Here is a 25328-nt window from a genome sequence, read left to right as displayed (position 1 = left end):
TCCGAATGAACGCGCCGCACAAGCTGCACCCCCAGTTCCGCGCCGAGAGCCTGCGTATCGGCGGTGAAAAAGTGACCCGTGAACGGGTCATCGAAGTCTTCAATCCGTTCACCAACGACCTCGTCGGCACCGTGCCGAAGGCCTCGCTCGACGATGTCCGCCGCGCGTTCACGATCGCGAAGCAGTACCGTTCGAAGCTGACCCGTTTCGAGCGCGCGAACGTCCTCAACAAGGCCGCCGCGATCCTGCGCGAACGCACCGCCGAGGCCGCGGCGATCATCACGATGGAGTCGGGCCTTTGCAAGAAGGACGCCGTCTATGAAATCGGCCGCGTGGCCGACGTGCTCGGTTTTGCCGCCACGGAAGCGCTCAAGGACGACGGCCAGGCGTTCTCGTGCGACCTGACGCCACACGGCAAGAAGCGCCGCGTGGTCACGCAGCGCGATCCGCTGCTGGGCGCGATCTGCGCGATCACGCCATTCAATCACCCGATGAACCAGGTGGCGCACAAGGTCGCGCCGTCGGTGGCGACCAACAACCGGATGGTGCTCAAGCCGTCCGAAAAAGTGCCGCTTTCGGCTTTCTACCTGGCAGACGTCCTGTACGAAGCCGGCCTGCCGCCGGAGATGCTGCAAGTCGTGACGGGCGACCCGCGCGAGATCGCCGACGAACTGCTGACCAACGAGAACGTCGACCTGATCACGTTCACGGGCGGCGTGGCCATCGGCAAGTACATCGCGGCCAAGGCCGGGTACCGGCGCATCATTCTGGAGCTCGGCGGCAATGATCCGCTCATCGTCATGGAAGATGCCGATCTCGACCGCGCCTCGGACCTGGCGGTGCAGGGCTCGTACAAGAACTCCGGCCAACGTTGCACGGCTGTCAAACGCATGCTCGTGCACAAGGACGTGGCGGCGCGCTTTACGGAACTGGTCGTGGAGAAGACGCGTGCGTGGAAGTATGGCGATCCGACGAGCGGTGACGTCGACATGGGCACCGTCATCGACGAAGAAGCGGCCATGCTGTTCGAGTCGCGCGTGAACGAGGCGGTGTCGCAGGGCGCGCGTTTGCTCGTGGGCAACAAGCGCGAAGGCGCGTTGTATTCGCCGACGGTCATCGATCGCGTCGATCCGGCGATGACGGTCGTGCGCGAAGAGACGTTCGGCCCGGTGTCGCCGATCATTACGTTCGGCAATATCGACGAAGCCATCGCGATCTCGAACGGCACGGCCTTCGGCTTGTCGTCCGGCGTCTGTACGAATCGTCTGGACTACGTCACGCGCTTTGCCAACGAACTCCAGGTCGGCACCGTCAACGTGTGGGAAGTCCCGGGCTACCGTATCGAGCTGACGCCGTTCGGCGGCATCAAGGATTCGGGCCTGGGCTACAAGGAGGGCGTGCAGGAGGCGATGAAGAGCTTCACCAACCTGAAGACCTTCACGCTGCCCTGGGGCCTGTGAGGCCAAGCGCAAGCGGTGTCGCGGGGTGCTGGCCTGTGACCGGGGGTGCGACACCGGCCAGCACACAAATGTGACAAATTGATGACGCGATTGTTGCGGGGGTGATTTTGGTGTACGGTGTCCCGATGGTGCCGGCGCACCGCCGGTCCCGTTGATAACAAGATCACGGAAAAACTGGCATGCTGACTTTGCTCAACCTTTTGTCCGGCGTGGCGATGCTCATCTGGGGCACGCACATCGTCCGCACGGGCGTCCTGCGCGTCTACGGTGCGGATCTGCGCCGCATCCTTTCGCACAGCATTTCGAACCGGCTGACCGCGTTCGCTTCGGGCGTCGGTGTGACCAGCCTTGTGCAGAGCAGCAATGCCACCGCGCTCATCGTCGCTTCGTTCGGCGCGCAAGGGCTGATCGCCCTGACGCCGGCGCTGGCGATCATGCTCGGCGCCGACGTCGGCACGGCCCTGATGGCACGGGTACTGACGTTCGACCTGTCGTGGCTGTCGCCGCTGCTGATCCTGTTTGGCGTCATTTTCTTCCTGTCCCGCAAACAGATGCGTGCCGGCCAACTGGGCCGTGTGGCGATCGGTTTGGGCTTGATTATCCTGGCGTTGCAATTGATCGTGGCCGCCGCGCGTCCGATGACCGAAGCGGCCGGCGTCAAGGTGCTGTTCGGATCGCTGACGGGCGATGTCCTGCTCGACACGCTGATCGGCGCGATGTTCGCAATGATTTCGTACTCGAGCCTCGCGGCCGTGCTTTTGACGGCCACCCTCGCGTCGAGCGGGGTGATTTCCCTGAAGGTGGCGCTGTGCCTCGTGATCGGCGCCAACCTTGGCAGCGGCATGCTGGCAATGCTCACGTCGTCGGCGCAGAACGCCGCCGGCCGCCGCGTGGTGTTCGGCAGCCTGATCTTCAAGTTGATCGGCAGTTTGCTGGTGTTGCCATTCGTCGACTATGGGCCGGCGCTCGTCGACTGGCTATCCGATGAACCGGCGCAGGCTGTCGTCAATTTCCACGTCGCGTACAACCTGATTCGCTGCGTGGCGTGCCTGGCGTTCACCGAACCGATGTCGCGGCTGTGCCTGCGACTGTTGCAGGACAAACCGGAGCTCGACACAACGATGCGGCCGCGGCATCTCGACGAGAATGCACTGTCGATGCCGTCGGTGGCGCTGGCCAATGCCGCGCGCGAAACGTTGCGCATGGGTGACTTGATCGAGCAGATGCTTAACGGCCTGCTGGAAGTCATCAAGACGAACGACGTCGCGCGCGCGAGAGAGACGCGCCGCATGGACGACGACGTCGACCATCTCTATACGGCGGTGAAGATGTACCTGACGCGCGTGTCGCGCGAGGATCTCGACGAGGCGGACAGCCGGCGCTGGACGGACATCATTTCGCTGACGATCAACCTCGAGCATGCGGGTGACATCATCGAGCGCATGGTCACTGACATAGAAGAGAAAAAAATCTCGCATAAGCTGTCGTTTTCCGAAGCCGGGCTGCAGGAGATTTGCGACATGCATCGGCGGCTGGTGAACAATCTGCAATTGGGGCTGTCGGTCTTCCTCAATGGCGACCTGAAGAGCGCCCAGCGGCTGATGGTGGAAAAGGAAAGTTTTCGCGACCTGGAGCGCGCGTATTCGTACACGCACTTGAATCGCCTGGCCGGCCAGTCGGTGCAGAGTATCGAAACGAGTTCCCTGCACCTGGACGTGATCAGTGACATGAAACGGTTGAATTCTCTGTTCTGTTCGACCGCCTATCCGGTGCTCGACGATGCCGGGGCCTTGCGCAAGAGCCGCATGCGCGACAAGCCGAAATCGCCGAAATCCCCGGGCGCTGCTGCCGCCGACGACGTGGCGCTGGCGGTGGCCGCCGACCTTCAACAAAAAGAGAGTTCCAACGATGGCGCTGAGCCTCCAGGACATCCGCACCCTGTTCGATGAATTCGGCGGGTTGGCCTACACGGGCGAACCCGTGACCCAACTGGCGCATGCCCTGCAAAGCGGCGCGCTTGCCGAGGCGGAGGGCGCGAGCGATGCGCTCGTCGCCGCCAGCTTCCTTCACGATCTCGGTCATCTGCTGAACCGCCATGGCGAAACGCCCACGGCGCGCGGCATCGACGATCTTCACCAATACTTCGCCTTGCCGTTCCTGCGGCCGGTCTTCGACGACGCCGTGCTCGAACCGATCCGGCTGCATGTCGACGCCAAGCGTTGCCTGTGTGCTGTCGACGCTGAGTATTACGGCAAGTTGTCGGCGGATTCGGTGCGCAGCCTGGCGTTGCAGGGTGGGGTGTTTTCAAGGGAAGCGGCAGATGAATTTCTCGCCCGGCCCTACGCTGAAGACGCGCTGCGGTTGCGCCGCTGGGACGACAAGGCCAAGGTCGCCGGCATGGTCACGCCACCGCTTGAGCACTATATGGATGTGTTGGGGCGGGTGGCGCGAGGTTGATCGGCGCGCGCGGATCAGTTGTGGCTCATTCGCTTTGCCCCAGGGTCAGACGTGCGAAGCGCGCGAGATCGATGTTTCCGCCGGACACGATGATGCCCACTCGCTTGCCGGTCACGTCGATCTTCCTGTTGAGCACGGCCGCCGCCGCGAGGCAGCCGGTCGGCTCGACCATCGTCTTCATGCGGCTCGCGAAGAACTTCATCGTTTCGACGAGTTCGTCGTCGGAAACGGTCAGGATATCGTCGGCGAGCGCGTGGATGACGGGGAACGTCAACTGGCCGAGATGCTGCGTTTGCGCGCCGTCTGCGAGCGTGCGCGGCGTGTCGATGTGAACGATTTGGCCGGTGCGGAAGCTTTGCTGGCCGTCGTTGCCCGCTTCCGGCTCGACGCCGTAGATGCGGATGTTCGGATTCAGCCCTTTTGCAGCCACGGCGCAGCCGGATAACAGCCCGCCGCCGCCCAGGCAGACGAACAGCATGTCGAGTTCGCCCGCATCCTCGATCAACTCCTTGGCGGTCGTGCCCTGGCCGGCCATGATATGCGCGTGATCGTATGGCGGAATCAGCGTCAGGCCGCGATCGGACGCGAGGCGTTTGGCCAAGGCTTCACGATCTTCCTTGTAGCGGTCGAACAGGATGACTTCTGCGCCGTAGCCCCGCGTAGCCTCGATTTTGACGGCGGGGGCGTCTTCCGGCATGAGGATGACGGCCTTGACGCCGAGCAGGCGAGCCGACAGGGCAATGGCTTGCGCGTGATTGCCGGACGAGAACGCAAGCAGGCCTGCCGCGCGCTGGGCGGGCGAAAACTGGGCGATGGCGTTGTAGGCGCCGCGAAACTTGAACGCGCCCATGCGCTGGAAATTCTCCGCCTTGAAGAACAACTTCGCGCCGGTGAGCGCGTCGGCGGTGGCCGAGGTCAGGACAGGCGTGCGATGGGCCGCTGCGCGGATCCGGTCGTGCGCGGCGACGATGTCGTCATACGTGATTGCCAGGTTTGGAGAGGTCATGAGTCAACTCGTCGGTGGGAGGCGTTCAGCGAAGCGTCAGCCCGATGGTAGCTTATCCAACCGGCAACGCGTGTTTGGCCCCGGCGCCGTAGATGGCAGACGGCTCCGACACGCACGCGGATTCGTTGAGATACTGGGCATAGGTATCGTACATATAATCCAACGATCCGGTTTCATCAGGATGAAACTCGAGCCGTTCCTGGAGGTACTGCATGCGCGCGCGGTTGGCGTCGATGAGCTGTGCCCACGTCTTGATATGCACCTTCAGCCCGCGCGTGTTGATGATGAGCCCCGAGTCGGCGTCAAGAATCCGGCCGCGGGCGTGCGGGCCCAGGTCGTCGCCAAGTAACCAGAAGTCCCACTGGACGTCGACATTGCGAAAGCGCCGCTCTTCGAACAGCGAGAACGCATAGCCCTCGATCTGCGAAATCTCCACCGAGTTGAGCGTTGTCCCCGGTGCCTTGAGTTCGATCACCAGGTGCGAAAGCGAATTCGGCCGATGCTGACGCGTCGCCTTCGACAGGACGAGATCCACGATACCCCGCGTTTGTGAGATGTGCGGGACCGGGACGTCGATGAGGACGTCTTCTCCGATCAATTTCTGATGGGCCCTGAGTACCTCCGTCAGAGACCTGTCGCTCACCGAAAGGAGATACTCCTCCCCGAAGAGCCAGCAATTTTCGGCGACGATGCGGTGGAGTTGGTCGCGCTCACGCAGCTTTTTGCCGCGTTTGCGCGCGAAGATCATTGTCTCGAGGCCTTTCAGGAACTTGAGGCGATCGGCGACAGTTCGCGCGGCGCTGATCATGGAGGCAAGCGAAACGTCTTCCAGCAGATCGGCCAGCATCTCGCGCTGCGGCGCGGGAAGCAGCAGGACCTCGGTGACGATGGCCAGGAGATTTGCCGGACTCTTTTCGACCGTTTCCCGCAGCATGCTCAGGACCAATGCGCGTTGCTTCGCCGGCATCGAATCGAATTCGGGCAGGTACTGCGCCACATGGGTGGCGACAATATCGAACACCTGGCGCTCAAGTCGCGCCATATGGGTAGCGGTTGCGCCCCGATAGGGGTACACATCCTCGTCAATCCACGCAGATACCTGAGGGCGGGTTGCCGCTGCCGCATCGGCGATTCGGTCGAGCCGGCTGAACTGTGCTGAATGCTGCGATTTAGTGTGACTTGTCATGACGTGTGCCCGAGCCGAGGCTCGCCAACGACAGCGAACCTTTCTTGCAATGGTTGAATCGGGGGGCGCAGTCAATGTAGCGCATCCGGATCGATTCGCCGGCGGCGCCAAGGCGTTTGCGATGAGTGCGGGGCAGGGGACGCGCACTATTCCGCGTGGGCGAGGGAGGCCTTCGCCTTGATCTACAAGGGATGCGTGCCGAATGTCACGGATGGGCGCAAGGACCTGCCGACCCGGTTCTTCAACCGAAATATCGGAAGATCCCCTGTGAGCGCGGGGCGGCGCCGGCGGTTCCTGTCGCGCCGGCGTCGGCTATCAAGGCATCACACCAACCGCTTTTCCGCCAGTTCGCTCTTGAGGTAACCGTAGTAGATTGGCGCGGCCACCAGTCCGGGCAGTCCGAATGCGGCTTCCGTCACGGCCATGGCGAGCAGCAGCTCCCATGCGCGTGAGCGGATTTCCGTGCCGACGATGCGGGCGTTCAGGAAGTACTCGAGCTTGTGGATGACGACCAGGAACGTGAGCGCCGCGATCGCGACATACAGCGATACGGACAGGCCGAGCACCACGATGAACGTGTTCGAGATCAGATTGCCAATCACCGGCAGCAGCCCGACCATGAAAGTCACGACGATCATCGTCTTGCGCAGCGGCACATGGATGTCGAACAGCGGCAATACGCCGATCAGGAAAATGCCGGTGAAGAAGGTATTGATCAGCGAAATCTTGACCTGCGCGAACACGATGCGGCGGAACGCGTCCGCGAACAGCGTGACGCGACGCGTCAGCGCGGCGGCGAGCGGCTGCATGTAATGAACCGGACGCACCGTCGAGAGCGCCACCAACGCGCCGAGCACCATGCCCACGACAATGTGCACGACGGCATTGAGCGCTTCCTTGCCGACGAGCGACATTTCCCGCGTATGGTCGCGCAGGAACTCCGTAATGGCGTTGTGAACGTCCTCGCTGTCGGCGGGCAGCCGATCGGTGATCCACGGCGGCAACTGCGTGCGTGCCTGCTCGATGGCTTCCATCATGCGGCTGTTGAGGTGCTGCAGATGACCGGCATCGCTTCGGAAAAATGCCACGACGCCGAGCACCAGCGCAGTGAGGAGCCCTACGATGATCGCCGACAACAGTCCCACGGCGACGAGCCTGGCCCATTCGCTCGAAATCCGCATCTCCAGACGGGGCGTCATCATGTGCACCAGCTCATACACCACGAGTCCGGCCAGCAACGCCGCCAGCAAATGAACGCTGAGCACCAGCCAGAGCGCCACCGCGGCGGCCACATAGCTGGCCGCTTCAACGAAGAAGTCCCGGTCAAATCGTAATTCCATTCTGGTCCTGCCCCCCGTGCTGCCTGTTCGTATGCCGGTAACGATTTTTCTGTGCCGCCCGTGCTCAGCTTTTCGGCTTGAGGAGCGGCGCGAGGTATTTGCCGGTAAAGCTTGCCTTGTTCTTTGCCACTTGCTCCGGCGTGCCCTGCGCGATGATCTGCCCGCCGCCGGCGCCGCCCTCGGGACCCAGGTCGATGAGCCAGTCGGCCGTCTTGATCACGTCCAGATTGTGCTCGATGATAACCACCGTGTTGCCCTGGTCGCGCAATCGGTGAATCACTGTCAGCAGCAGTTCGATGTCGTGAAAGTGCAGGCCGGTGGTCGGCTCGTCCAGAATATACAGTGTACGCCCCGTATCCCGCTTGGACAGTTCGAGCGACAACTTCACGCGTTGCGCTTCGCCGCCGGACAGCGTCGTGGCCGACTGGCCGAGACGGATATAGCCAAGACCGACGTCCAGCAGCGTCTTGAGCTTGCGCGCCACGACCGGCACGGGCCTGAAGAACTCGTGTGCCTGCTCGACCGTCATGTCGAGCACTTCGTGGATGTTCTTGCCCTTGTACTGGATCTCCAACGTTTCGCGGTTGTACCGCTTGCCGTGGCAAACGTCGCAAGGCACATAGACATCGGGCAGGAAATGCATTTCGACCTTCAGCACGCCGTCGCCCTGACACGCTTCGCAGCGTCCACCCTTCACGTTGAACGAGAAGCGGCCCGGGTCGTAGCCGCGTTCCTTCGACGCCGGCACGCCCGAGAACAACTCGCGGATCGGCGTGAACAGGCCCGTATAGGTGGCCGGATTCGAGCGCGGCGTGCGTCCGATCGGCGATTGGTCGACGTTGATGACCTTGTCGAAATGCTCGAGGCCGTCGATATGTTCAAACGGCGCCGGTTCCGCGGACGACCCGTACAGATGGCGCGCGACGGCGTGATACAGCGTGTCGTTGATCAGCGTGGACTTGCCCGAGCCCGACACGCCCGTCACGCAAGTCAGGACGCCGACCGGCAGATCGAGCGTCACGTTCTTGAGATTGTTGCCGGCCGCCTCCGTGATACGCAGCAACGCATCGGTCGGCGCATGGCGCGACGGCGGCACTTCGATCCGGCGTGCGCCGGACAGGTACTGTCCCGTCAGCGATTCCGCATGGTCGGCGATCTGCTTCGGCGTGCCTTGGGCGATAACGTTGCCGCCATGCACGCCGGCGCCGAGCCCCATGTCGACGACGTGGTCGCACGCGAGAATCATGTCCTCGTCGTGTTCGACCACGATGACCGAGTTGCCGAGATCGCGCAGGTGCTTGAGCGTGGCGATGAGCCGGTCGTTATCGCGCTGGTGCAGGCCGATGGACGGTTCGTCCAGCACATACATGACGCCGGTGAGACCCGAGCCGATCTGCGAAGCCAGACGAATCCGCTGGGCTTCACCGCCCGACAACGTATCGGCGCTACGCTCGAGTGACAGATAGTCGAGGCCGACATTATTGAGGAACGACAGGCGCGCGACGATTTCCTTGATGATCTTCTCGGCGATTTCGCGTTTCGCGCCCTTGAGCTGCAGTTCATGGAAATAGCCGAGCGTTTCACGCAGGGGCAGGCCGCTCACTTCATAGATCGCACGCGCGCGGGTGTCGTCGCCGAGCTTCACGAAGCGCGCCTCGCGGCGCAAGCGGCTGCCTTCGCAGTCGGGGCAAGCACGGTTGTTCTGGTACTTCGCCAGTTCTTCGCGCACCGCCACGGAATCCGTCTCTCGGTAACGGCGCTCCAGATTCGGGACGATCCCTTCGAAAGCATGTTCGCGCACCGACGTGCGGCCGCGTTCGTTCACGTAGGTGAACGGAATGGCTTGTTCGCCCGACCCGTAGAGGACAATCTTCTGCGTCGCTTCGGTCAGTTCCTCGAACGGCGTGTCGACGTCGAAATCGTAGAATGCGGCGAGGCTTTGCAGCATCTGGAAGTAGAACTGGTTGCGGCGGTCCCAGCCCTTGATCGCGCCGGAGGCCAGCGACAGCGACGGGAAGGCGACCACGCGCTTCGGGTCGAAGAACGTGATCTGGCCGAGGCCGTCGCACGTCGGGCAGGCGCCCATGGGATTGTTGAACGAGAACAGGCGCGGCTCGAGCTCCTGCAGCGAATACGAGCAAACCGGGCACGCGAACTTCGAGCTGAACACGTGCTCGTTGTCCGTATCCATTTCGAGCGCGACGGCGCGTCCGTCTGCCAGGCGCAGTGCCGTCTCGAACGATTCGGCCAGACGTTGCTTGAGGTCGGCGCGCACCTTGACGCGGTCGATCACGACATCGATCGAGTGCTTTTCGTTCTTCTTGAGCTTGGGCAGGGTCTCGATGTCGTAGACCTTGGCCGTGCCTTCGTTGGCGGCGCCGCCGCCGGAACGCACGCGAAAACGCACGAAACCCTGCGCCTGCATGGTGTCGAACAGGTCGGCGTGCTCACCCTTGCGATTGGCGACGACCGGCGCCAGGATCATCAGTTTCGTATCTTCGGGCAACGCGAGTGCGGCGTCGACCATCTGTGCGACGCTTTGCGACTCCAGCGGCAACCCATGATCGGGGCAGAAGGGCGTGCCGACGCGGGCGTATAGAAGACGCAGGTAATCGTGGATTTCGGTGACGGTGCCGACGGTAGAGCGCGGATTGTGCGACGTTGCCTTCTGTTCGATGGAGATCGCCGGCGACAGGCCTTCGATCAGGTCGACGTCCGGCTTTTCCATCAATTGCAGGAACTGACGGGCATAGGCGGACAGGCTCTCGACGTAGCGCCGCTGGCCTTCGGCATACAGCGTGTCGAAGGCGAGCGACGACTTGCCCGAACCCGACAATCCGGTGATGACCACCAGTTGGTGGCGCGGCAAATCGAGATTGATGTTCTTGAGATTGTGGGTACGTGCCCCACGAATACGAATGGTTTCCATCAACGCTTCCGAGAATCGTCGCCACACGCCGAAGTCGGCTTGCGGGGTCCGGCAGGTCCAGCGCCCCCAACGGTCCCGCGGCATCCGGAATTCCCCGGAACGGCGCGCCGGGCCTGCAGGGTAGGCGAGGGGCGCGATCGACGGGGGGACGGCCGGGGACAAAATCCGGGCGGCTAAACCTGCTAATATACCCAAGTTTGATTGCCAGGGTTGAACCCGCCGGACGGGGCCTGCCGGCGCAACCGCGTGTGCGTCGGCCACAAGGGCCATATGACGCCGTTTCGCACCATTCCAAGGGCGGAATGGCGCACCGCCGCGCCGCATCGGGACTTCGGTCTGGCAAGCCTCTTCTGAACCGAGACTCAATGCCGACCGATTCCGTTTCCACTGCTACGCCCGCCGCCCGCAGCGGCCGCATGAGCGCGCTCGAAGTACGCGCGAGCGCGTCGCTGGCGGCCATCTTTGCGCTGCGCATGCTGGGCCTGTTCCTGATCATGCCGGTCTTTTCGGTGTTCGCGCAGACCCTGCCCGGCGGCAACGATACTTTCCTCGTCGGTCTGGCGATCGGCATTTACGGGCTGACGCAATCGCTGCTGTATATCCCCTACGGTTGGGCTTCCGATCGGCTCGGCCGCAAGCCAGTCATCATTTTCGGCCTGATCGTGTTCGCGATCGGCAGCCTGGTGGCGGCGCTATCGCATGACCTTTACTGGATCATCGTGGGGCGGGCCATCCAGGGCGCGGGCGCGATTTCGTCGGCGGTCATGGCCTGCGTGGCGGATCTGACGAGCGAGGCGAACCGCACCAAGGCGATGGCGATGATCGGCGGCAGCATCGGTGTGTCGTTTGCGTTGGCGATCGTTTCGGCGCCGTCGCTCTATCACTGGCTGGGCATGAGCGGCCTGTTCTCGGCCATCGGCATTCTGGCCGTGTTGGCGATTTTCGTGGTGCTGTGGGTCGTGCCGACGCCGCCCGCACATCCCAAGACCGGCCATGCGCCTTTTTCCGAGGTGCTGCACAACCCCGAACTGCTGCGCCTGAACTTCGGCGTGTTCGTGCTGCATGCCACGCAAACGGCACTGTTCGTGGCCATGCCGCGCATGCTCGTGGCCGCCGGGTTGCCGGTGTCGTCGCACTGGGAAATCTATCTGCCGGTGATGTTCCTGTCGTTCGTGGCGATGGTCCCGGCGATCATCGCAGCGGAGAAGCGCGGAAAGATGAAGGCGGTGCTGCTTTCGGCCATCGGGCTGGTGATGATTGCCCAGTTCGCGCTGGCGGAACTGCCGCCGACGGTGGCGGTGCTGACTGCGCTGCTGTTCATCTATTTTGCGGGCTTCAACGTGCTGGAAGCCTCGCAGCCCTCGCTGGTGTCGAAGCTGGCGCCGGGCCCGCGCAAGGGCGCGGCGGTGGGCGTGTACAACACCACCCAGGCATTGGGACTCTTCTGTGGCGGTGTGCTCGGAGGATTCTTAATGACCCATCTCGGGCAAACCTCGATTTTCGTGTTCTGCGGGGTTGGGGCATTGGTCTGGCTTATAATCGCGGCACCGATGAAGGCCCCTGCGCCCCGCCATTGAGCAAGAAGCCCCGGGAAGGCCCGGCGTTTTCTTGAGCGGACATCAGCGAATCTGCAATACCGGAGAAAGATTATGGCATCTGTGAACAAAGTAATTCTGGTCGGCAACCTGGGTGCCGATCCGGAAACCCGCTACATGCCGAGCGGCGATGCGGTCACCAACATCCGACTGGCCACCACGGACCGTTACAAGGACAAAGCCAGCGGCGAGTTCAAGGAAGCGACCGAATGGCACCGCGTGGCGTTTTTTGGCAAGCTGGCCGAGATCGCGGGCGAATACCTGAAGAAGGGTTCGTCGGTATATGTCGAAGGCCGCCTGCGCACGCGCAAGTGGCAGAACCAGCAAGGCCAGGACCAGTACAGCACGGAAATCATCGCTGACCAGATGCAAATGCTCGGCGGCCGCAGTTCTGGCGGCGAAGGCGGTGGTGGCGGTGGCGGCGGCTACTCGCGCAACGCCGGCGGCGGCGGTGGCGATGAAGGCGGCTACGGGGGCGGTGGCGGTGGCGGTGGCGCGCGCGGCGGTGCTTCGCGTCAGCAAGCCCCGGCCAAGCAGTCCGGCGGCTTCGACGACATGGATGACGATATTCCGTTCTAACCGGTACTTGTAGAGAAGTGTAAGCAGCAAGCCCGTGATCCAAGTGGTCATGGGCTTTTTTCTTCCGCCATGAGCGTGTTCACTGCTCCGCGCTGGCGCCGGTCAGGGCTCGTACCCGGCTTTCGTCGGCGGCGAGCGCGCGCGCGTTTCCCGAATAAGCGATGCCGCCATCGTCCAGGACGTAAGCATAGTCGGCGATCTCGAAACTCATGCGTGCGTTCTGCTCCACCAGCAGTACCGAGATCCCCTCATCGCGCATCTGCGACACGACGCGAAAGACCTCCCGAACGATCAGCGGGGCCAAGCCCTGTGATGGCTCATCGAGAATGAGCAGCCGGGGATTGAGCAGGAGTGCGCGGGCAATCGACAGCATCTCCTGTTCGCCGCCGGAGAGCTGGCGCCCGCGGCTGAGCTTGCGCTCGGCCAGGCGCGGAAACAGCTCGTAGATCCGCGCGATCGTCCACGGCCCGCCGCGCTCCAGCGGGACCTTCAGATTTTCCTCGACGCTGAGATTGGCGAAGATTCTTCGCCCCTCGGGCACATAGCCGACGCCGCTCGCGGCGATCCGGAAGGTCGGCCAGCGCGTGGTATCCGCCCCGAAGATCGTCACCCGCCCTTCGCGCGCGGGCGTCAATCCCACGAGGGTACGCAAGGTCGTGGTCTTGCCGGCGCCATTGCGACCAAGCAATGCCGTGATCCGGCCTTGCGCTACCTCCAGGCTTACGCCATGCAGGATATGACTCTTGCCGTAGTAGGTATGCAGCCCGTCGGCGATCAGTGCGGCGCTCATTGGAACCCCCACGCTCGGCACTTCGTGTCCTCACTGCCCCCCGAGGGGGCGCGAGCTTGCTTGGAGCGGTCCGGCGCGGCGCTCATTGGAACCCCCACGTTCGGCACTTCGTGTCCTCACTGCCCCCCGAGGGGGCGCGAGCTTGCTTGGAGCGGTCCGGCGCGGCGCTCATGTTGCACTACCCAGATAGGCGGCCTGTACGGCCTCGTTGGAAGCGATCTCCTCTGGCGAGCCTTCGGCGAGGAGGTTGCCCTGGTCGAGCACCGTGATGCGATCGGCCAGATGGAAGACCACGCGCATGTCATGCTCGATCAGCACGATGGTGAAATTGCGGTCGCTTTGCAGGCGGCGCACGAGTTGCGTAATCTCGTGCGTCTCCTGATCGCCCATGCCGGCGGTGGGCTCGTCGAGCAGCAGCAGGCGCGGTCGCAGCGCCAGCGCCATTGCGATCTCGGCAACCCGCTGGTCACCGTGCGGCAGCTCCCCGACCAGCCGGTGCGATTTGCCGGCAAGACCCGTGAGATCCAGCGTTTCCTCGACGTGACGACGAACCCGCGCCCGCTCGCGGCTACTGATCCACGGGCGCAGGCGAAAACCGTTCGTCACCTCAGCACTGATGCGCACGTTCTCGAATACCGTCAGTTCGGGAAAAATCTCGGTGATCTGGAACGTGCGGGCAATGCCGGATGCAACGCGCCGATGCGCAGGAAGCGCCGTGATGTCGAGTCCATCGAACACTATCGTTCCCATGCTCGGCGGGAAAAAGCCACTGATAAGATTGAAGAAGGTGGTCTTGCCGGCGCCATTCGGCCCGATGACAGCGCGCAGCTCCCCCTGCTCGACGGTGAGCGATACGTCGCGCACCGCGGCCAGGCTGCCGAAGCGCTTGCTGACGCGCTTGACTTCGAGCACGCTCATGAGTCGCCCCTGCGCTGAATGAAGCCGAGCAGCCCTCGCGGGAAAAACAGCACGATCGCGACGAACAGCATGCCGACAAACGACATCCAGTTGACCGTGATGCTCGAAAGATAATCCTGCAGCACGACGAACACCGCCGCGCCGAGCAGCGGCCCCCACAAGCTGCGCATGCCTCCCATGACGGCCATCATCACGAAATCGCCCGACTGGCTGTAGTGTAGCCCGCGCGGATCGGCGAAGTTGTTCAGGAGCGCGTAGAGCGCACCGGCGAACCCCATGAAAAAGCAGGACAGCGTGAAGGCGATCCAGATATGCCGATCGACGGGAATGCCGAGAAAGCGCGCACGCCGCTCATTTTCGCGGATCGCGATCATGGTGCGCCCGAACGGGGAGCGCAGGATGAAACCCATCACGCCGATCGCCAGCGCAAGGCAAAACAGCACGAAGTAGTAGAACGCGTTGGCGTTCGACAGGATGTCGATCCGGGCGACGCCGAGATCGAGCGGCTGACGCGAAAAGCCGCGCAACCCGTCGTCGCCGCCAGTGACGGAGCTCCATTGGAACGCGATGTAGTAGAAGACCTGCCCGAAGGCGATGGTGACCATCGCGAAGTAGACGCCGCGTCGCCGTGCGATGAGGGCGCCCAGCAGTGCGCCGGCAATGCCGCCGAGCAGCGTGCCGCACAACAGTGCGAGCGGTGTGCTCGGCGCGAGAAACTTCAGCGCGAAACCGGCCCCATACGCGCCGAGCCCGAAATACGCCGCATGTCCGAAAGACAGCACCCCGGTAAAGCCGAGCAGGAAGTTTACCGACATGGCTGCCAGTCCGAGCACGAGCACGCGGGTGCCGAGCGCGGTGTAGCCGCCAAGCAGCGGCATCCAGTAGGGGGCCAGCAAGAGCGCTGCCCAGAGTGCAGCGATACCGGGCAGCCGGGGAGGGTGAAGGTATTCGCTCATGTCATCATGCCTTCTTCGCCGAGCAGCCCGCGCGGTCGGATCAGCAGGACCGCGGCCATTAGCACGTACATGATGGCTTCGCTCGCTGCAGGAAGGAACACCGCGGCGACGCCCGAGGCGACGCCGATCAGCAAGCCGCCGAGCAGCGTACCGGTGAGGCTGCCAACCCCGCCGACAATGATGGCGATGAAGCTCGGCATCAGGAGACCGGTTCCCATCGTCGGTTCCAGCCCGAGCTGGCCCGCGGCGAGCACGCCGCTCAGACCGGCGAGAAAGATGCCGACGGCGAAATTGAGCGCGCGCAGCCTGCCCACGTTGATGCCGAGCGCCGCGACTGTCTCGAGATCGAGCGTGCCGGCCCGGATGCGTATGCCGAGCCGGCTGTAGCGTAACAGCATGAAAAGCAATGCAACCGCGATGGTCACGGTGCCGACCATGAACAGGCGGTAGCCGGTGATGAAGAACAGCTCGTTGCTCAAGGGCTGAGCCAGCGCGGGCGGAATCGTCACAGGTTTGCCCTGCGCACCCCAGATGAAGCGGGTGCCGTCCTCGATCATGAAGGCGAGGCCGAACGTCAGCAGCAGGCTGTAGAGCGGATCGCGCCCGTAGACTCGCCGGATGAGCACCCGCTCGACGGCGAGACCGATGACGGCCGTGCAAAGCGGCGCGATCAGCAATGCACCCCAGAACCCGACATACGGCGTGATCGTATAGGCAATGTAGCCGCCGATCACGAGAAAGCCGCCATGGGCGAAGTTGATCACGTTGCTCAAGTTGAGAATGAGCGACAGGCCAAGCGCCATCAGCACGTAAAACGCACCGATGATCAACCCGTTGGTGACGTTGAAAAGGAGTAGTTGAGTCATCGGCCGCTCATGTTCCGACGCGACCCATGCACGAGCCGCACCGGGCAGCTTGGGCCGCTGTGTTGCCACGCATGCGTGGCCGGCTTGTGGCAATGGTTTCCGGCACGACTCGGGCGGGCATCGTCGCCGGGCTCAGGCCGGCCACTTCAGCTGGCAGCCAGTCGCAGCCTCGGGCGGCGCAGTCTTGTCGCCAGCGACCACGCGCTCGACGCGAAACAGATCCTCCGGGTCGCCCGCCGGCTGAGACAGCGCTTCGCCGACGAACGAGGAGGTCATCAACTGGTGGTCTCCCTTGCGGTAGTAGCACTTGTTGGGCTGCAGCTTGACGTTGTCCGGGAGTTCGAACCCGCCGAGCGCCTCCGCGAGCTTTTTCGCATCGAGGCTCTTTTCCTTGTTGGCGACCGCGGCGAGCGTATGAACCGACGTGTAGCCGAACCAGTGACGTGCAGTGGGGACTTTGCCGCCGTTCATCTTGCGGATGTCGGCGACGAACTTCTCGACGCTCGGGACACCCGGCTGCTTCCAGTACCACTCGAACATCCAGATGCCGACGCGCGCCTCCGGCGGCATCGCCTCGAGCGATTCGAGCTCCTGCTGAAGCCCGGCAACGTGGATTTGCTTTCCGATGCCGAACTGCGCGATCTGCTTCAGGCAGTTGACCATGTCGGAGCCTTGCGGCAGCACCAGCAAAACATCGGGGTTGGCGGCGCGCGCCTTGATCAGGTACGCGGAGAAATCGGTCGTGCCGAGCGGCGTGAGCTCGTTGCCGGTCATCTGGCCGCCGAGCTTTTGCAAATCCGCCAGCGCGGCCTTCTGCAGCGTATGGCCGAAGGCGTAGTCCGGCGTAATGAAATGCCACTTCTTGCCGAACTTGGTGAAGAGGAGGTCGGCGACCGCGTTGGCCTCCATGCTGGTCGTATTGCAGACGCGAAATACGTTCCACTTGCAATCGCTGCCGGTGATCGTGTCGGTGTGGCCTCCCGAGACGATGTGCAATACCTTCTTCTCGTTGGTGACCTGGGCGATTGCCTGAGCGACGCCGGAATTCACATCCCCGATCATGAACGCGACCTGATCACGATCGATCAGCTTTCGCGCCTTCTGCACGCCAGTGCCGACGTCGTTCGCCGAGTCTTCTACCAGCAGTTCGATGGGGCGCCCGAGAATGCCGCCTTTGGCATTGACCTGTTGCACGGCGAGCCTGGCGCCCGTCACTTCATTCTGTGCAACTGCAGCATAAACGCCGGTCAACGGATCGACCATGCCGATGCGCAGCGGCGTCTCCCCACGTGCCTTGATGATGAAGGGCGAGGCGAGCTGCAACGCTGCAGCTGCAGCGGCCCCCTTGAGCACCGTGCGACGACGGACGGCGCGGATATGACCCGGAGTGTTCATAGGGGTTCCCCCTGATTTTTCACGTCGAACCGGTCAAAGGCCTGAATCCTGAACCGAAGCTTGAGCATCCTCGGCCAATACAATCTTGATCTTGTTAAATGGGATCCGCAAGTCCTCGTTCCGCCCCCGCCAAGCCAACGGACATCAGGTTTCGCGAACGTAAGGAAGCGTTGCGCATGCTCCTCAAGCTGTCTTGCGAGTGGCGATTCGTCCGTCAACACCTTGTCCAGGCAGTAATACGCTTTGCGGTATAATTTTTTTCCAAAGCTATTATTCCGACCTCGCAAGTCGTGAACGTATGACAAGAACGACTGCCGCCAAGGCCCTGACGATTACCCATCCGGCATGCCTGATCGATGGCTCGGACACCGAGTTCCGTCATCTCATCAACGGCTTGCTGCCGTTCGCCGCGCGTCTGCTATCGGTGCGTGATGGTTTCGGCAGCCTCATAGGACTGACGGGCATCCAATACTCGCTGCTGCGATCCGTCACCCACCTGGCGGAAAAAGGTGACGTCACCGTCAACCAGCTTGCGGATCATCTGCATCTCTCGGGTGCGTTCGTGACGATCGAGACCAACAAGCTCAAGACGCTCAATCTCATCGACAAGGAACAGAATCCCGAAGACCGCCGGAAGATGCGCCTGACGGTCACGGCCGCCGGGGCGAAGTTGCTCCGCGAATTGACCCCGTCACAACAGCATATCAATGACGTGCTGTTCGACGGGATCAGCCGCACGGAATTCAAGGTGCTGTGCGCCGTGGTTGACCGGCTCGTCAATAACGGCGACCGGGCCACGCTTGAACTCGGTCATCTGCTCGCCACCAAGGAATTGCGCTGATCGCACGGCAGCGATCGTTCGCGTCCTGAGGTTCAGTGCGCCGCCCACTGGATCGTGTTCAGATCCACACCGTCCTGGTACATGTCCCACAGCGGACTCAACGAACGCAACTTCTCGACCGTGCCACGCAGCTGGTCAATGACGCTATCGACCTCCGCCCGCGTCGTGAAGCGACCGAGAGTGAGCCGGATCGAACTGTGCGCGAGCTCGTCGCTGCGGCCCAGCGCACGCAGCACGAACGACGGCTCCAGCGACGCCGAAGTGCACGCCGAGCCGGACGAAACGGCCACGCCCTTGATGCCCATGATCAGCGATTCGCCTTCGACGAAGTTGAAGCTGATGTTCAGGTTGTGCGGCACGCGGTGTTCCAGACTGCCGTTGACGTAGACCTCTTCCATTTCGCGCAATCCCGCCAGTAGCCGGTCGCGCAGCGCGCCCACGCGCGCCGCTTCGTCGGCCTGCTCCAGCCTTGCGAGGCGGAAGGCTTCGCCCATGCCCACGATCTGGTGCGTCGGCAGGGTGCCCGAGCGCATGCCGCGCTCGTGTCCGCCACCGTGAATCTGCGCCTCGATGCGGATGCGCGGCTTGCGGCGCACATACAGCGCGCCGATGCCCTTGGGGCCATATACCTTGTGCGCCGTCACTGTCATCAGGTCGACCTTGAGCGTGTCCAGGTCGATGGGAATCTTGCCGGCGGCCTGCACTGCATCACAGTGAAAGACGATCCCGCGCTCACGGCAGATGTCGCCAATTTGCGCGATGGGCTGAATGACGCCGATCTCGTTGTTGACCATCATCACCGACACGAGGATCGTGTCCGGCCGCAGCGCGGCCCGCAGGGCGTCGACGCTCAACAGCCCGTCTTCCTGGACGTCGAGATACGTCACCTCGAAGCCCTGGCGCTCCAGTTCGCGGCAAGTGTCGAGCACGGCCTTGTGTTCGGTCTTCACCGTGATCAAGTGCTTGCCGCGCCCGCTGTAGAAATGCGCCGCGCCCTTGATCGCCAGATTGTTGCCTTCGGTGGCGCCGGAGGTCCAGACGATCTCGCGCGGATCCGCGTTGAGGAGCGCTGCCACGTGCTCGCGCGCGGTTTCCACCGCCTCTTCGGCCGACCAGCCGTAACTGTGGCTGCGTGAGGCCGGATTGCCGAAGTGCTGGTTCAGGTACGGCACCATCTTCTCGACCACACGCGGATCGACGGGCGTCGTTGCGCTGTAGTCCATGTAAATCGGGGCTTCAAAAAGCGTCTGCATGACGAATTCCAAACATGGGGTGCGGATGGGCGGATAGGTGCGGCCGCCGCGACGGCGCACCCATCAAACTGCGGCCGAGTGTAGCACCGCGATTTGCGGCGAATGCGGTCTCCCACATCGAAAGCAGGGTTTCATCTCCCCACGATCAGCGGGGGAATTCAATCTCGAGTGCGCAGTCGTGCAGGTGCGAAATCGCCAGAAAACCACCGCCACATAAGGGGATGGCACGTTTTCGTGCGGCGCAGCATTGGCGGCGGTCGATAGCTCAATTTCCTAACCTAGGGTTTACCTTGCTTGATTAGCTAATTTTGTTAACGTTCAATAATGACTAACAAACAAAGCTAATTATGAAAGGTTGATGGCGGGTTGTCTGCGCCTTGATCCCTGATGTCGTGAGGAGGTTGTGATGAAAGATGCTCCATGTCCGGCGGAAACCCCGGAAGACGCCGCCCGCCGATTCCGGCGCGCGCTCGCCATGTTTGCCACGGGCGTGGCCGTCATTACTGCACCGCGAGCAACGGGAAGCCCCATCGGCATCACGGTGGCGTCGTTCAACTCGGTATCGCTCGATCCACCGTTGATTCTGTTCTCGGTCGATCGCCGCTGCCTGAGCCTGGACGACCTGTGCGCCGCACCGCGTTTCACCGTCAACGTGCTCGACGAAGCCCAGCGCGACGTTTCGAACCGCTTCGCCACGGCGCGCGGCAGCAAGTGGGACGGCCTGCCGCTCGACGCCGAGGACGTTTGCCGTCTGCCGGGCACGCTCGCGGCGTTCGAATGCGCGCCGTATGCCCGGCACGACGGCGGCGATCACGTGATCTTCCTCGGCCGCGTGGTGCGGCACGACGCGCGGCACGACGGCCGCCCCCTCATTTTTTTCGGCGGTCAGTACCGCTCGCTCGACGTCGAGCCCGCAGCGGCATGACGGCGGCCTTATCCGACAATTTTCAGGAGAGAGTCATGGTCAAGAATGGCAGTCAACACATCAGTCAGTTGCGCGACGGCCGCGAGGTTTATCTGAACGGCCAGGCGGTCGGCGACGTGACGATGCACCCGGCATTCCGTAATTCGATCCGCAGCTACGCGAGCCTCTACGATTTCCAGGCGCGCCCGGAGAACATCGAGGCGATGACGTTCGCCTCACCTGACACGGGCGATCGCGTGTCGCGCATCTGGCAGATGCCCACGAGCTACGACGAACTGGTCGAGCGCCGGCGCATGCTGGAGGCCTGGACCGAACTGCACTTCGGCTTCATGGGGCGCTCGCCCGATCACGTGGCATCGTGCATTTCCGGCATGGTCATGGGCATCGACGTCTTTGAACAATACGATGCGAAACGCGCAGGCGCGTTGCGCGACTACTACAAGTACGCTCGTGACAACGACCTGTTCCTGACCTACGTGATCGTCAATCCGCAGGCCAACCAGTCGAAGGCGGCACACGAGCAGGAAGACAAGTACCTCGCGGTCGGCATCGTGGATCAGGACCACGAGGGCATCACGGTGCGCGGCGCGAAAATGCTGGCCACCAGCGGCATCATGGCTAACGAAGTGTTCTGCAGTTGCATCCAGCCATTGAAGGCAGGCGACGAGATGTACGCGCTGTCGTTCGCGATTCCGATGAACACCAAGGGCCTGCGTGTGCTCTCGCGCAAGTCGTATGAGGAGAATGCGGCATCGGTGTTCGACAACCCGCTCGCGTCGCGCTACGACGAGAACGACGCGGTGCTGTACTTCGACGACGTCAAGGTGCCGTGGGAGCGCATCTTCGTGGCGGGCGACACGGCCATGTGCGCCAAACAGTTTCACGCCACGCCGGCGCATAGCTACCAGAACTACCAGTGCCAGGTGCGCCTGATGGTGAAGCTGCGCTTCCTCGTGGGCATCGCCATGAAGATCACCGAGGTCAACGGCACCAACACGTTCCCGCAGGTACGCGAGATGCTCGGTCAGCTTGCCGCCGAGGCCGCCATGATCGAAGCGTGGGTCCACGGCATGGAGGCCAAGGGGCAGATGGCGGGAGGCTACTTCGTGCCGGACCGCAACCTGCTGTACGCGTCGCAGGTCGTCACGCAGCAGCTTTACGCCAAGGTACTCAATTCCCTGCGTGAGCTCGCCGGCGGCGGCATGATCATGCTGCCCTCGAGCATCCATGACTTCGAGAACCCGATGCTTGCCAGCATCATCGAGAAGACCCAGAAGTCCCCGGTGGCCAGCGCCGAAGAGCGCGTGAAATTCTTCAAGCTCGCGTGGGACGCCGTCGGGTCCGAATTCGCGTCGCGCCACAACCAGTACGAGATGTTCTACGCGGGCGCCACCTTCGTGACCAAAGGTCACGCCTACCGCACCTACGACTGGCAGAAGGCCACCGGTCTGGTCGACAACCTGTTGGGCAGCTACGCGCTTTCCGACGAGATCCGCCGCGAACCGGCTGCGGCCTGAACCCGCCCCTTTTTCTTTTTCCATCGCTATCCCTGAGGAGTCACCATGGCGATCAACAAAAAGCACGATGAGTTCCATACCATCGACATGCATGAGGGCTGGGAAGTCCCGCCCGGCTATCCCCAAGGCATCGAGCAGAAGGTGCTCTCAGGCTCGCTTGACGAAACGGCGAAGTCCGGCAGCCGTACGCGCCTGCTGCGGTTCGCGCCGGGCATCTACACGAAAGCCCCATTCGTGCATACGTACTGGGAGGAGGTCTATCTGGTCAGCGGCGACCTGACGGTGGGCAACGACGCGAGTGGCGAGGGCGGCGAGGCGTTCGCGCCGAATACCTATGCCTGCCGTCCGCCCGGCGCCTTCCACGGCCCGTTCAAGTCGAACGGCGGCTGCATGCTTCTCGAGATTCATTATTACGATCCGGCCTGAGCCGGACGTCAGTGTGCGGCAGCGTGAGGGCGCGCCGCACCGTTGGAGACTTCCACTCGCAGCCCTCACTTCTGGCTATCGGGAAATCATCATGTTCAAGTTCCAAGCAAGCCGCATCGCCCTGGCGTTCGCCGCCGGCCTCGCATTCTGCCATGCTGCCCACGCGCAACCCGGCAAGATAAGCGACAACGTCGTGAAGATCGGTGTGTTGACCGACATGTCGTCGATCTTTTCCGACATCGGTGGCAAAGGCTCCGTCATCGCCGCCCAGATGGCTGTCGACGACTTCGGCGGAAAGGTCAACGGGGCGCCCATCAAAGTCGTCTCGGCCGACCATCAGAACAAGACCGACGTTGCTGCGACCATTGCGCGCGACTGGTTCGACAACCAACAGGTCGACATGGTGGAGGATCTGCTGCCGTCGTCCGTGGCACTGGCCGTGGCCAACGTCGCCCGTGCCAAGCACAGGATTGCGATCGCCACAGGCGCCGGCACGACGCGGCTTGTCAACGAGGAATGCTCGCCTTACACGATCCAGTATTCCTATGACACCTACGCCTTCGCCACCAACACCGTGAAGGCGATGACCCGCGGCGGCGACAACAGCTGGTATTTCCTGACGGTCGACTACGCGCTGGGTGCTTCACTCGACAAGGATGCCAGCGAAGCACTCGCGCACGCGGGCGGAAAGGTCGCCGGCCGCGCCAAGCATCCGCTGAATTCGTCGGACCTGTCCTCGTATCTGCTGCAGGCGCAGGCGTCGCGCGCGAAGGTGATCGGTCTCGCGAACGCCGGTGCGGATACCGTCAACGCGATCAAGACGTCGCGAGAGTTTGGCCTGGTCGGCCCGGGCAAGCAGAAAATTGCCGGCTTGCACATGTTCATCAGCGACATCCACAGCCTGGGCCTCGAGGCTGCGCAGGGCATGACGCTGACCACGGCGTTCTACTGGGATCGCGATGACGCCTCGCGCGCCTGGGCGCAACGCTTCTATGCCAAGGCAGGCAAGATGCCGACGCTCGTGCACGCGGGCACTTACTCGTCGGTGATGCATTACCTGCAAGCCATTCAGCGCACCGGCACCGATGACGCCGATACGGTCATGGCGGAGATGAAGAAGACACCGGTCAACGACTTCTTTGCCAGGAACGGCCAGATCCGTCCCGACGGCCTGATGGTGCACGACATGTATCTCGTCGAAGTGAAGACCCCCAAGGAATCGAAGAAGCCGTGGGATTACTACAAGGTGCTGCAGACGATCCCGGCGAACGACGCATTTCGTCCGCTGGCGCAGAGCCAATGCGCCTTCGTCAGGAAGTAAGTCCGGAGACGTCATGCATCACGACGACATCATTCTCGAGACCCGCAAGTTGACCAAGGCGTTTCGCGGTTTTACCGCCGTGTCCGGGGTCGACCTGAAGGTCAGGCGCGGGGCGATCCATGCCTTGATCGGGCCGAACGGCGCCGGCAAAACGACATGCTTCAACCTGCTCACAAAGTTTCTCGCACCGACATCCGGGCAAATCTTCTACCGTGGGGAGGACATTACGCGCGCCGCGCCGGCCACCGTTGCGCGGCGCGGCATGATCCGCTCGTTCCAGATTTCCGCGGTGTTTCCGCATCTCAGCGTGCAGGAGAATGTACGCGTGGCGTTGCAACGCGCGAGCGGCCAGTCGTTTCATTTCTGGCGGAGCGCGAAGGGACTCTCCGAGCTTGACGAACGCGCCATGGCGCTGCTCGACGAGGTGGGCATCGCCGCATATGCCGACGATCTGACCGTGTCTCTGCCGTATGGCCGCAAGCGCGCGCTGGAGATCGCCACCACGCTCGCGATGGAGCCCGACCTGATGCTGCTCGATGAGCCGACGCAGGGCATGGGGCATGAGGATGTCGACCGTGTCGCGGCGCTCATCAAGCAGGTTGCAAGGGGGCGCACGGTGTTGATGGTCGAACACAACATGAAGGTAGTGGCAGGCATTGCCGACACGATTACCGTCCTGCAGCGCGGCGAGATCCTGGCCGAGGGTGCGTATGCCGTGGTCACGGCTGACCCGCGCGTGCGCGAGGCATACATGGGCACGGCCGACGCCGAACTGGAAGGAGCGCACGCATGAAGGCGGGTGAAACGTTTCTGACGCAGACCGGCGTGCAGGCGGCGCTGGAGGTCTCCGGGCTGCAGGCGTGGTACGGCGAGTCACACATCCTGCACGGTGTGGATCTGGTCGCGGGGCAGGGAGAAGTGATCAGCCTGCTGGGCCGCAACGGTGCAGGGCGCAGCACTACGCTTCGCGCCATACTTGGACTCACCGACACGCGAGAAGGGTCCGTGCGCGTGTTCGGGCGCGAGACCATCGGCCTGCCTACGCGGAGGGTCGCCCGTTGCGGAGTGGGGTTCTGCCCTGAGGAGCGTGGCATCTTCGCAAGCCTGTCGTGCGAGGAAAACCTGCTGCTGCCGCCGCTGCTGCCCGGCACCGGACCCGCCGGGATGTCGCTCGACGAGATCTATGCAATGTTCCCCAATCTCGCGCAACGGCGGCACAGCCCGGGAACGCGCCTGTCCGGAGGCGAGCAGCAGATGCTGGCGATCGCGCGCATTTTGCGTACCGGCGCGCGGCTTCTGCTGCTCGACGAGATCTCCGAAGGCCTCGCGCCGGCGATCGTGCGCACGCTAGGCCACATGATCCAGACCCTCAAGGCGCGAGGCTACACGATCGTGCTGGTCGAACAGAACTTCCGGTTTGCGGCGCCCCTGGCCGATCGCTTCTACGTGATGGAGCACGGCTGCATCGTGCTGCGCTTCGAAGCGCCCGAGCTCGCGACGCATACGGCGGCGCTGCAGGCGTTGCTCAATGTCTAGAGGTCAATGACGTGAATCCCTTTGATATCCCC

22 protein-coding genes are annotated in these 25328 nt (G+C 62.9%); 12 read left to right on the top strand and 10 right to left on the bottom strand.

Annotation, left to right across the window (positions count from 1 at the left end; genetic code table 11):
• The first annotated feature begins 5 nt into the window (after positions 1-5).
• The 3 genes from phnY (at position 6) to PTE30175_RS15535 (ending at position 3917) form a co-directional block, all read left to right on the top strand.
• A complete protein-coding gene (gene phnY / locus PTE30175_RS15545; protein WP_150697966.1) occupies positions 6-1460 on the top strand; it encodes a phosphonoacetaldehyde dehydrogenase in 1455 nt (484 codons plus the stop codon).
• A 179-nt stretch (positions 1461-1639) separates the two neighbouring features.
• Positions 1640-3409, top strand: coding sequence for a Na/Pi cotransporter family protein (locus PTE30175_RS15540; RefSeq protein WP_150697965.1), 1770 nt, complete (start codon positions 1640-1642; stop codon positions 3407-3409).
• The gene (locus tag PTE30175_RS15535; protein WP_150697964.1) at positions 3369-3917 is read left to right on the top strand and encodes a phosphonate degradation HD-domain oxygenase; all 549 of its coding nucleotides are present in this window, start codon (positions 3369-3371) and stop codon (positions 3915-3917) included. The genes PTE30175_RS15540 and PTE30175_RS15535 overlap by 41 nt, the downstream gene beginning before the upstream one ends.
• A 25-nt stretch (positions 3918-3942) precedes the next feature.
• Here PTE30175_RS15535 and PTE30175_RS15530 read toward each other — a convergent pair whose 3' ends face one another.
• The 4 genes from PTE30175_RS15530 to uvrA all read right to left on the bottom strand — a co-directional run bounded on the left by PTE30175_RS15530 (position 3943) and on the right by uvrA (position 10378).
• A complete protein-coding gene (locus tag PTE30175_RS15530; protein WP_150697963.1) occupies positions 3943-4923 on the bottom strand; it encodes a threo-3-hydroxy-L-aspartate ammonia-lyase in 981 nt (326 codons plus the stop codon).
• Positions 4924-4975: 52 nt separating this feature from the next.
• Positions 4976-6109, bottom strand: coding sequence for a type I restriction enzyme HsdR N-terminal domain-containing protein (locus PTE30175_RS15525; protein ID WP_150697962.1), 1134 nt, complete (start codon positions 6107-6109; stop codon positions 4976-4978).
• A gap of 323 nt (positions 6110-6432) precedes the next feature.
• Positions 6433-7449: an AI-2E family transporter gene (locus PTE30175_RS15520; protein ID WP_150697961.1), complete on the bottom strand. Its 1017-nt coding sequence runs from the start codon at positions 7447-7449 to the stop codon at positions 6433-6435.
• Positions 7450-7513: 64 nt separating this feature from the next.
• A complete protein-coding gene (uvrA, locus tag PTE30175_RS15515) occupies positions 7514-10378 on the bottom strand; it encodes an excinuclease ABC subunit UvrA (protein WP_150698000.1) in 2865 nt (954 codons plus the stop codon).
• Between the two features lie 365 nt (positions 10379-10743).
• On the opposite strand from uvrA, the gene PTE30175_RS15510 reads away from it, so the two are divergent.
• The gene (locus tag PTE30175_RS15510) at positions 10744-11955 is read left to right on the top strand and encodes an MFS transporter (RefSeq protein ID WP_420819644.1); all 1212 of its coding nucleotides are present in this window, start codon (positions 10744-10746) and stop codon (positions 11953-11955) included.
• Between the two features lie 72 nt (positions 11956-12027).
• Positions 12028-12552: a single-stranded DNA-binding protein gene (locus PTE30175_RS15505; RefSeq protein ID WP_150697960.1), complete on the top strand. Its 525-nt coding sequence runs from the start codon at positions 12028-12030 to the stop codon at positions 12550-12552.
• A 79-nt stretch (positions 12553-12631) separates the two neighbouring features.
• Here PTE30175_RS15505 and PTE30175_RS15500 read toward each other — a convergent pair whose 3' ends face one another.
• The 5 genes from PTE30175_RS15500 to PTE30175_RS15480 form a co-directional block, all read right to left on the bottom strand.
• On the bottom strand, positions 12632-13342 hold the full coding sequence (locus PTE30175_RS15500; protein ID WP_150697959.1) for an ABC transporter ATP-binding protein: 711 nt from the start codon (positions 13340-13342) through the stop codon (positions 12632-12634).
• Between the two features lie 168 nt (positions 13343-13510).
• On the bottom strand, positions 13511-14260 hold the full coding sequence (locus PTE30175_RS15495) for an ABC transporter ATP-binding protein (protein WP_150697958.1): 750 nt from the start codon (positions 14258-14260) through the stop codon (positions 13511-13513).
• The gene (locus PTE30175_RS15490; RefSeq protein ID WP_150697957.1) at positions 14257-15216 is read right to left on the bottom strand and encodes a branched-chain amino acid ABC transporter permease; all 960 of its coding nucleotides are present in this window, start codon (positions 15214-15216) and stop codon (positions 14257-14259) included. The genes PTE30175_RS15495 and PTE30175_RS15490 overlap by 4 nt, the downstream gene beginning before the upstream one ends.
• Positions 15213-16082, bottom strand: coding sequence for a branched-chain amino acid ABC transporter permease (locus tag PTE30175_RS15485; RefSeq protein WP_150697956.1), 870 nt, complete (start codon positions 16080-16082; stop codon positions 15213-15215). Before PTE30175_RS15485 ends, PTE30175_RS15490 begins: the two co-directional genes overlap by 4 nt.
• Before the next feature lie 132 nt (positions 16083-16214).
• A complete protein-coding gene (locus tag PTE30175_RS15480) occupies positions 16215-17477 on the bottom strand; it encodes an ABC transporter substrate-binding protein (RefSeq protein ID WP_150697955.1) in 1263 nt (420 codons plus the stop codon).
• 298 nt (positions 17478-17775) lie between these two features.
• Between PTE30175_RS15480 and PTE30175_RS15475 the strand changes: the two genes are divergently transcribed.
• On the top strand, positions 17776-18318 hold the full coding sequence (locus PTE30175_RS15475) for a MarR family winged helix-turn-helix transcriptional regulator (protein WP_150697954.1): 543 nt from the start codon (positions 17776-17778) through the stop codon (positions 18316-18318).
• Between the two features lie 32 nt (positions 18319-18350).
• Here PTE30175_RS15475 and PTE30175_RS15470 read toward each other — a convergent pair whose 3' ends face one another.
• Positions 18351-19571 carry an IscS subfamily cysteine desulfurase gene (locus PTE30175_RS15470; protein WP_150697953.1) on the bottom strand — a complete coding sequence of 407 codons (1221 nt, stop codon included), beginning with the start codon at positions 19569-19571 and terminating at the stop codon, positions 18351-18353.
• 406 nt (positions 19572-19977) lie between these two features.
• Between PTE30175_RS15470 and PTE30175_RS15465 the strand changes: the two genes are divergently transcribed.
• The 6 genes from PTE30175_RS15465 to PTE30175_RS15440 all read left to right on the top strand — a co-directional run bounded on the left by PTE30175_RS15465 (position 19978) and on the right by PTE30175_RS15440 (position 25296).
• Positions 19978-20496, top strand: a complete 519-nt coding sequence (locus PTE30175_RS15465; RefSeq protein ID WP_150697952.1) for a flavin reductase family protein — start codon at positions 19978-19980, stop codon at positions 20494-20496.
• A 35-nt stretch (positions 20497-20531) separates the two neighbouring features.
• Positions 20532-22013: a 4-hydroxyphenylacetate 3-hydroxylase family protein gene (locus PTE30175_RS15460; RefSeq protein ID WP_150697951.1), complete on the top strand. Its 1482-nt coding sequence runs from the start codon at positions 20532-20534 to the stop codon at positions 22011-22013.
• A 45-nt stretch (positions 22014-22058) separates the two neighbouring features.
• A complete protein-coding gene (locus tag PTE30175_RS15455; protein ID WP_150697950.1) occupies positions 22059-22439 on the top strand; it encodes a cupin domain-containing protein in 381 nt (126 codons plus the stop codon).
• 91 nt (positions 22440-22530) lie between these two features.
• Positions 22531-23760 carry an ABC transporter substrate-binding protein gene (locus tag PTE30175_RS15450; protein WP_150697949.1) on the top strand — a complete coding sequence of 410 codons (1230 nt, stop codon included), beginning with the start codon at positions 22531-22533 and terminating at the stop codon, positions 23758-23760.
• A 13-nt stretch (positions 23761-23773) separates the two neighbouring features.
• Positions 23774-24553, top strand: a complete 780-nt coding sequence (locus PTE30175_RS15445; protein WP_150697948.1) for an ABC transporter ATP-binding protein — start codon at positions 23774-23776, stop codon at positions 24551-24553.
• Positions 24550-25296: an ABC transporter ATP-binding protein gene (locus tag PTE30175_RS15440; RefSeq protein ID WP_191629083.1), complete on the top strand. Its 747-nt coding sequence runs from the start codon at positions 24550-24552 to the stop codon at positions 25294-25296. The genes PTE30175_RS15445 and PTE30175_RS15440 overlap by 4 nt, the downstream gene beginning before the upstream one ends.
• Positions 25297-25328 lie beyond the last annotated feature (32 nt).

The organism is Pandoraea terrae, from assembly GCF_902459695.1.
GTDB classification, from domain to species: domain Bacteria; phylum Pseudomonadota; class Gammaproteobacteria; order Burkholderiales; family Burkholderiaceae; genus Pandoraea; species Pandoraea terrae.
This window is presented reverse-complemented; position numbering and strand designations above follow the sequence as displayed.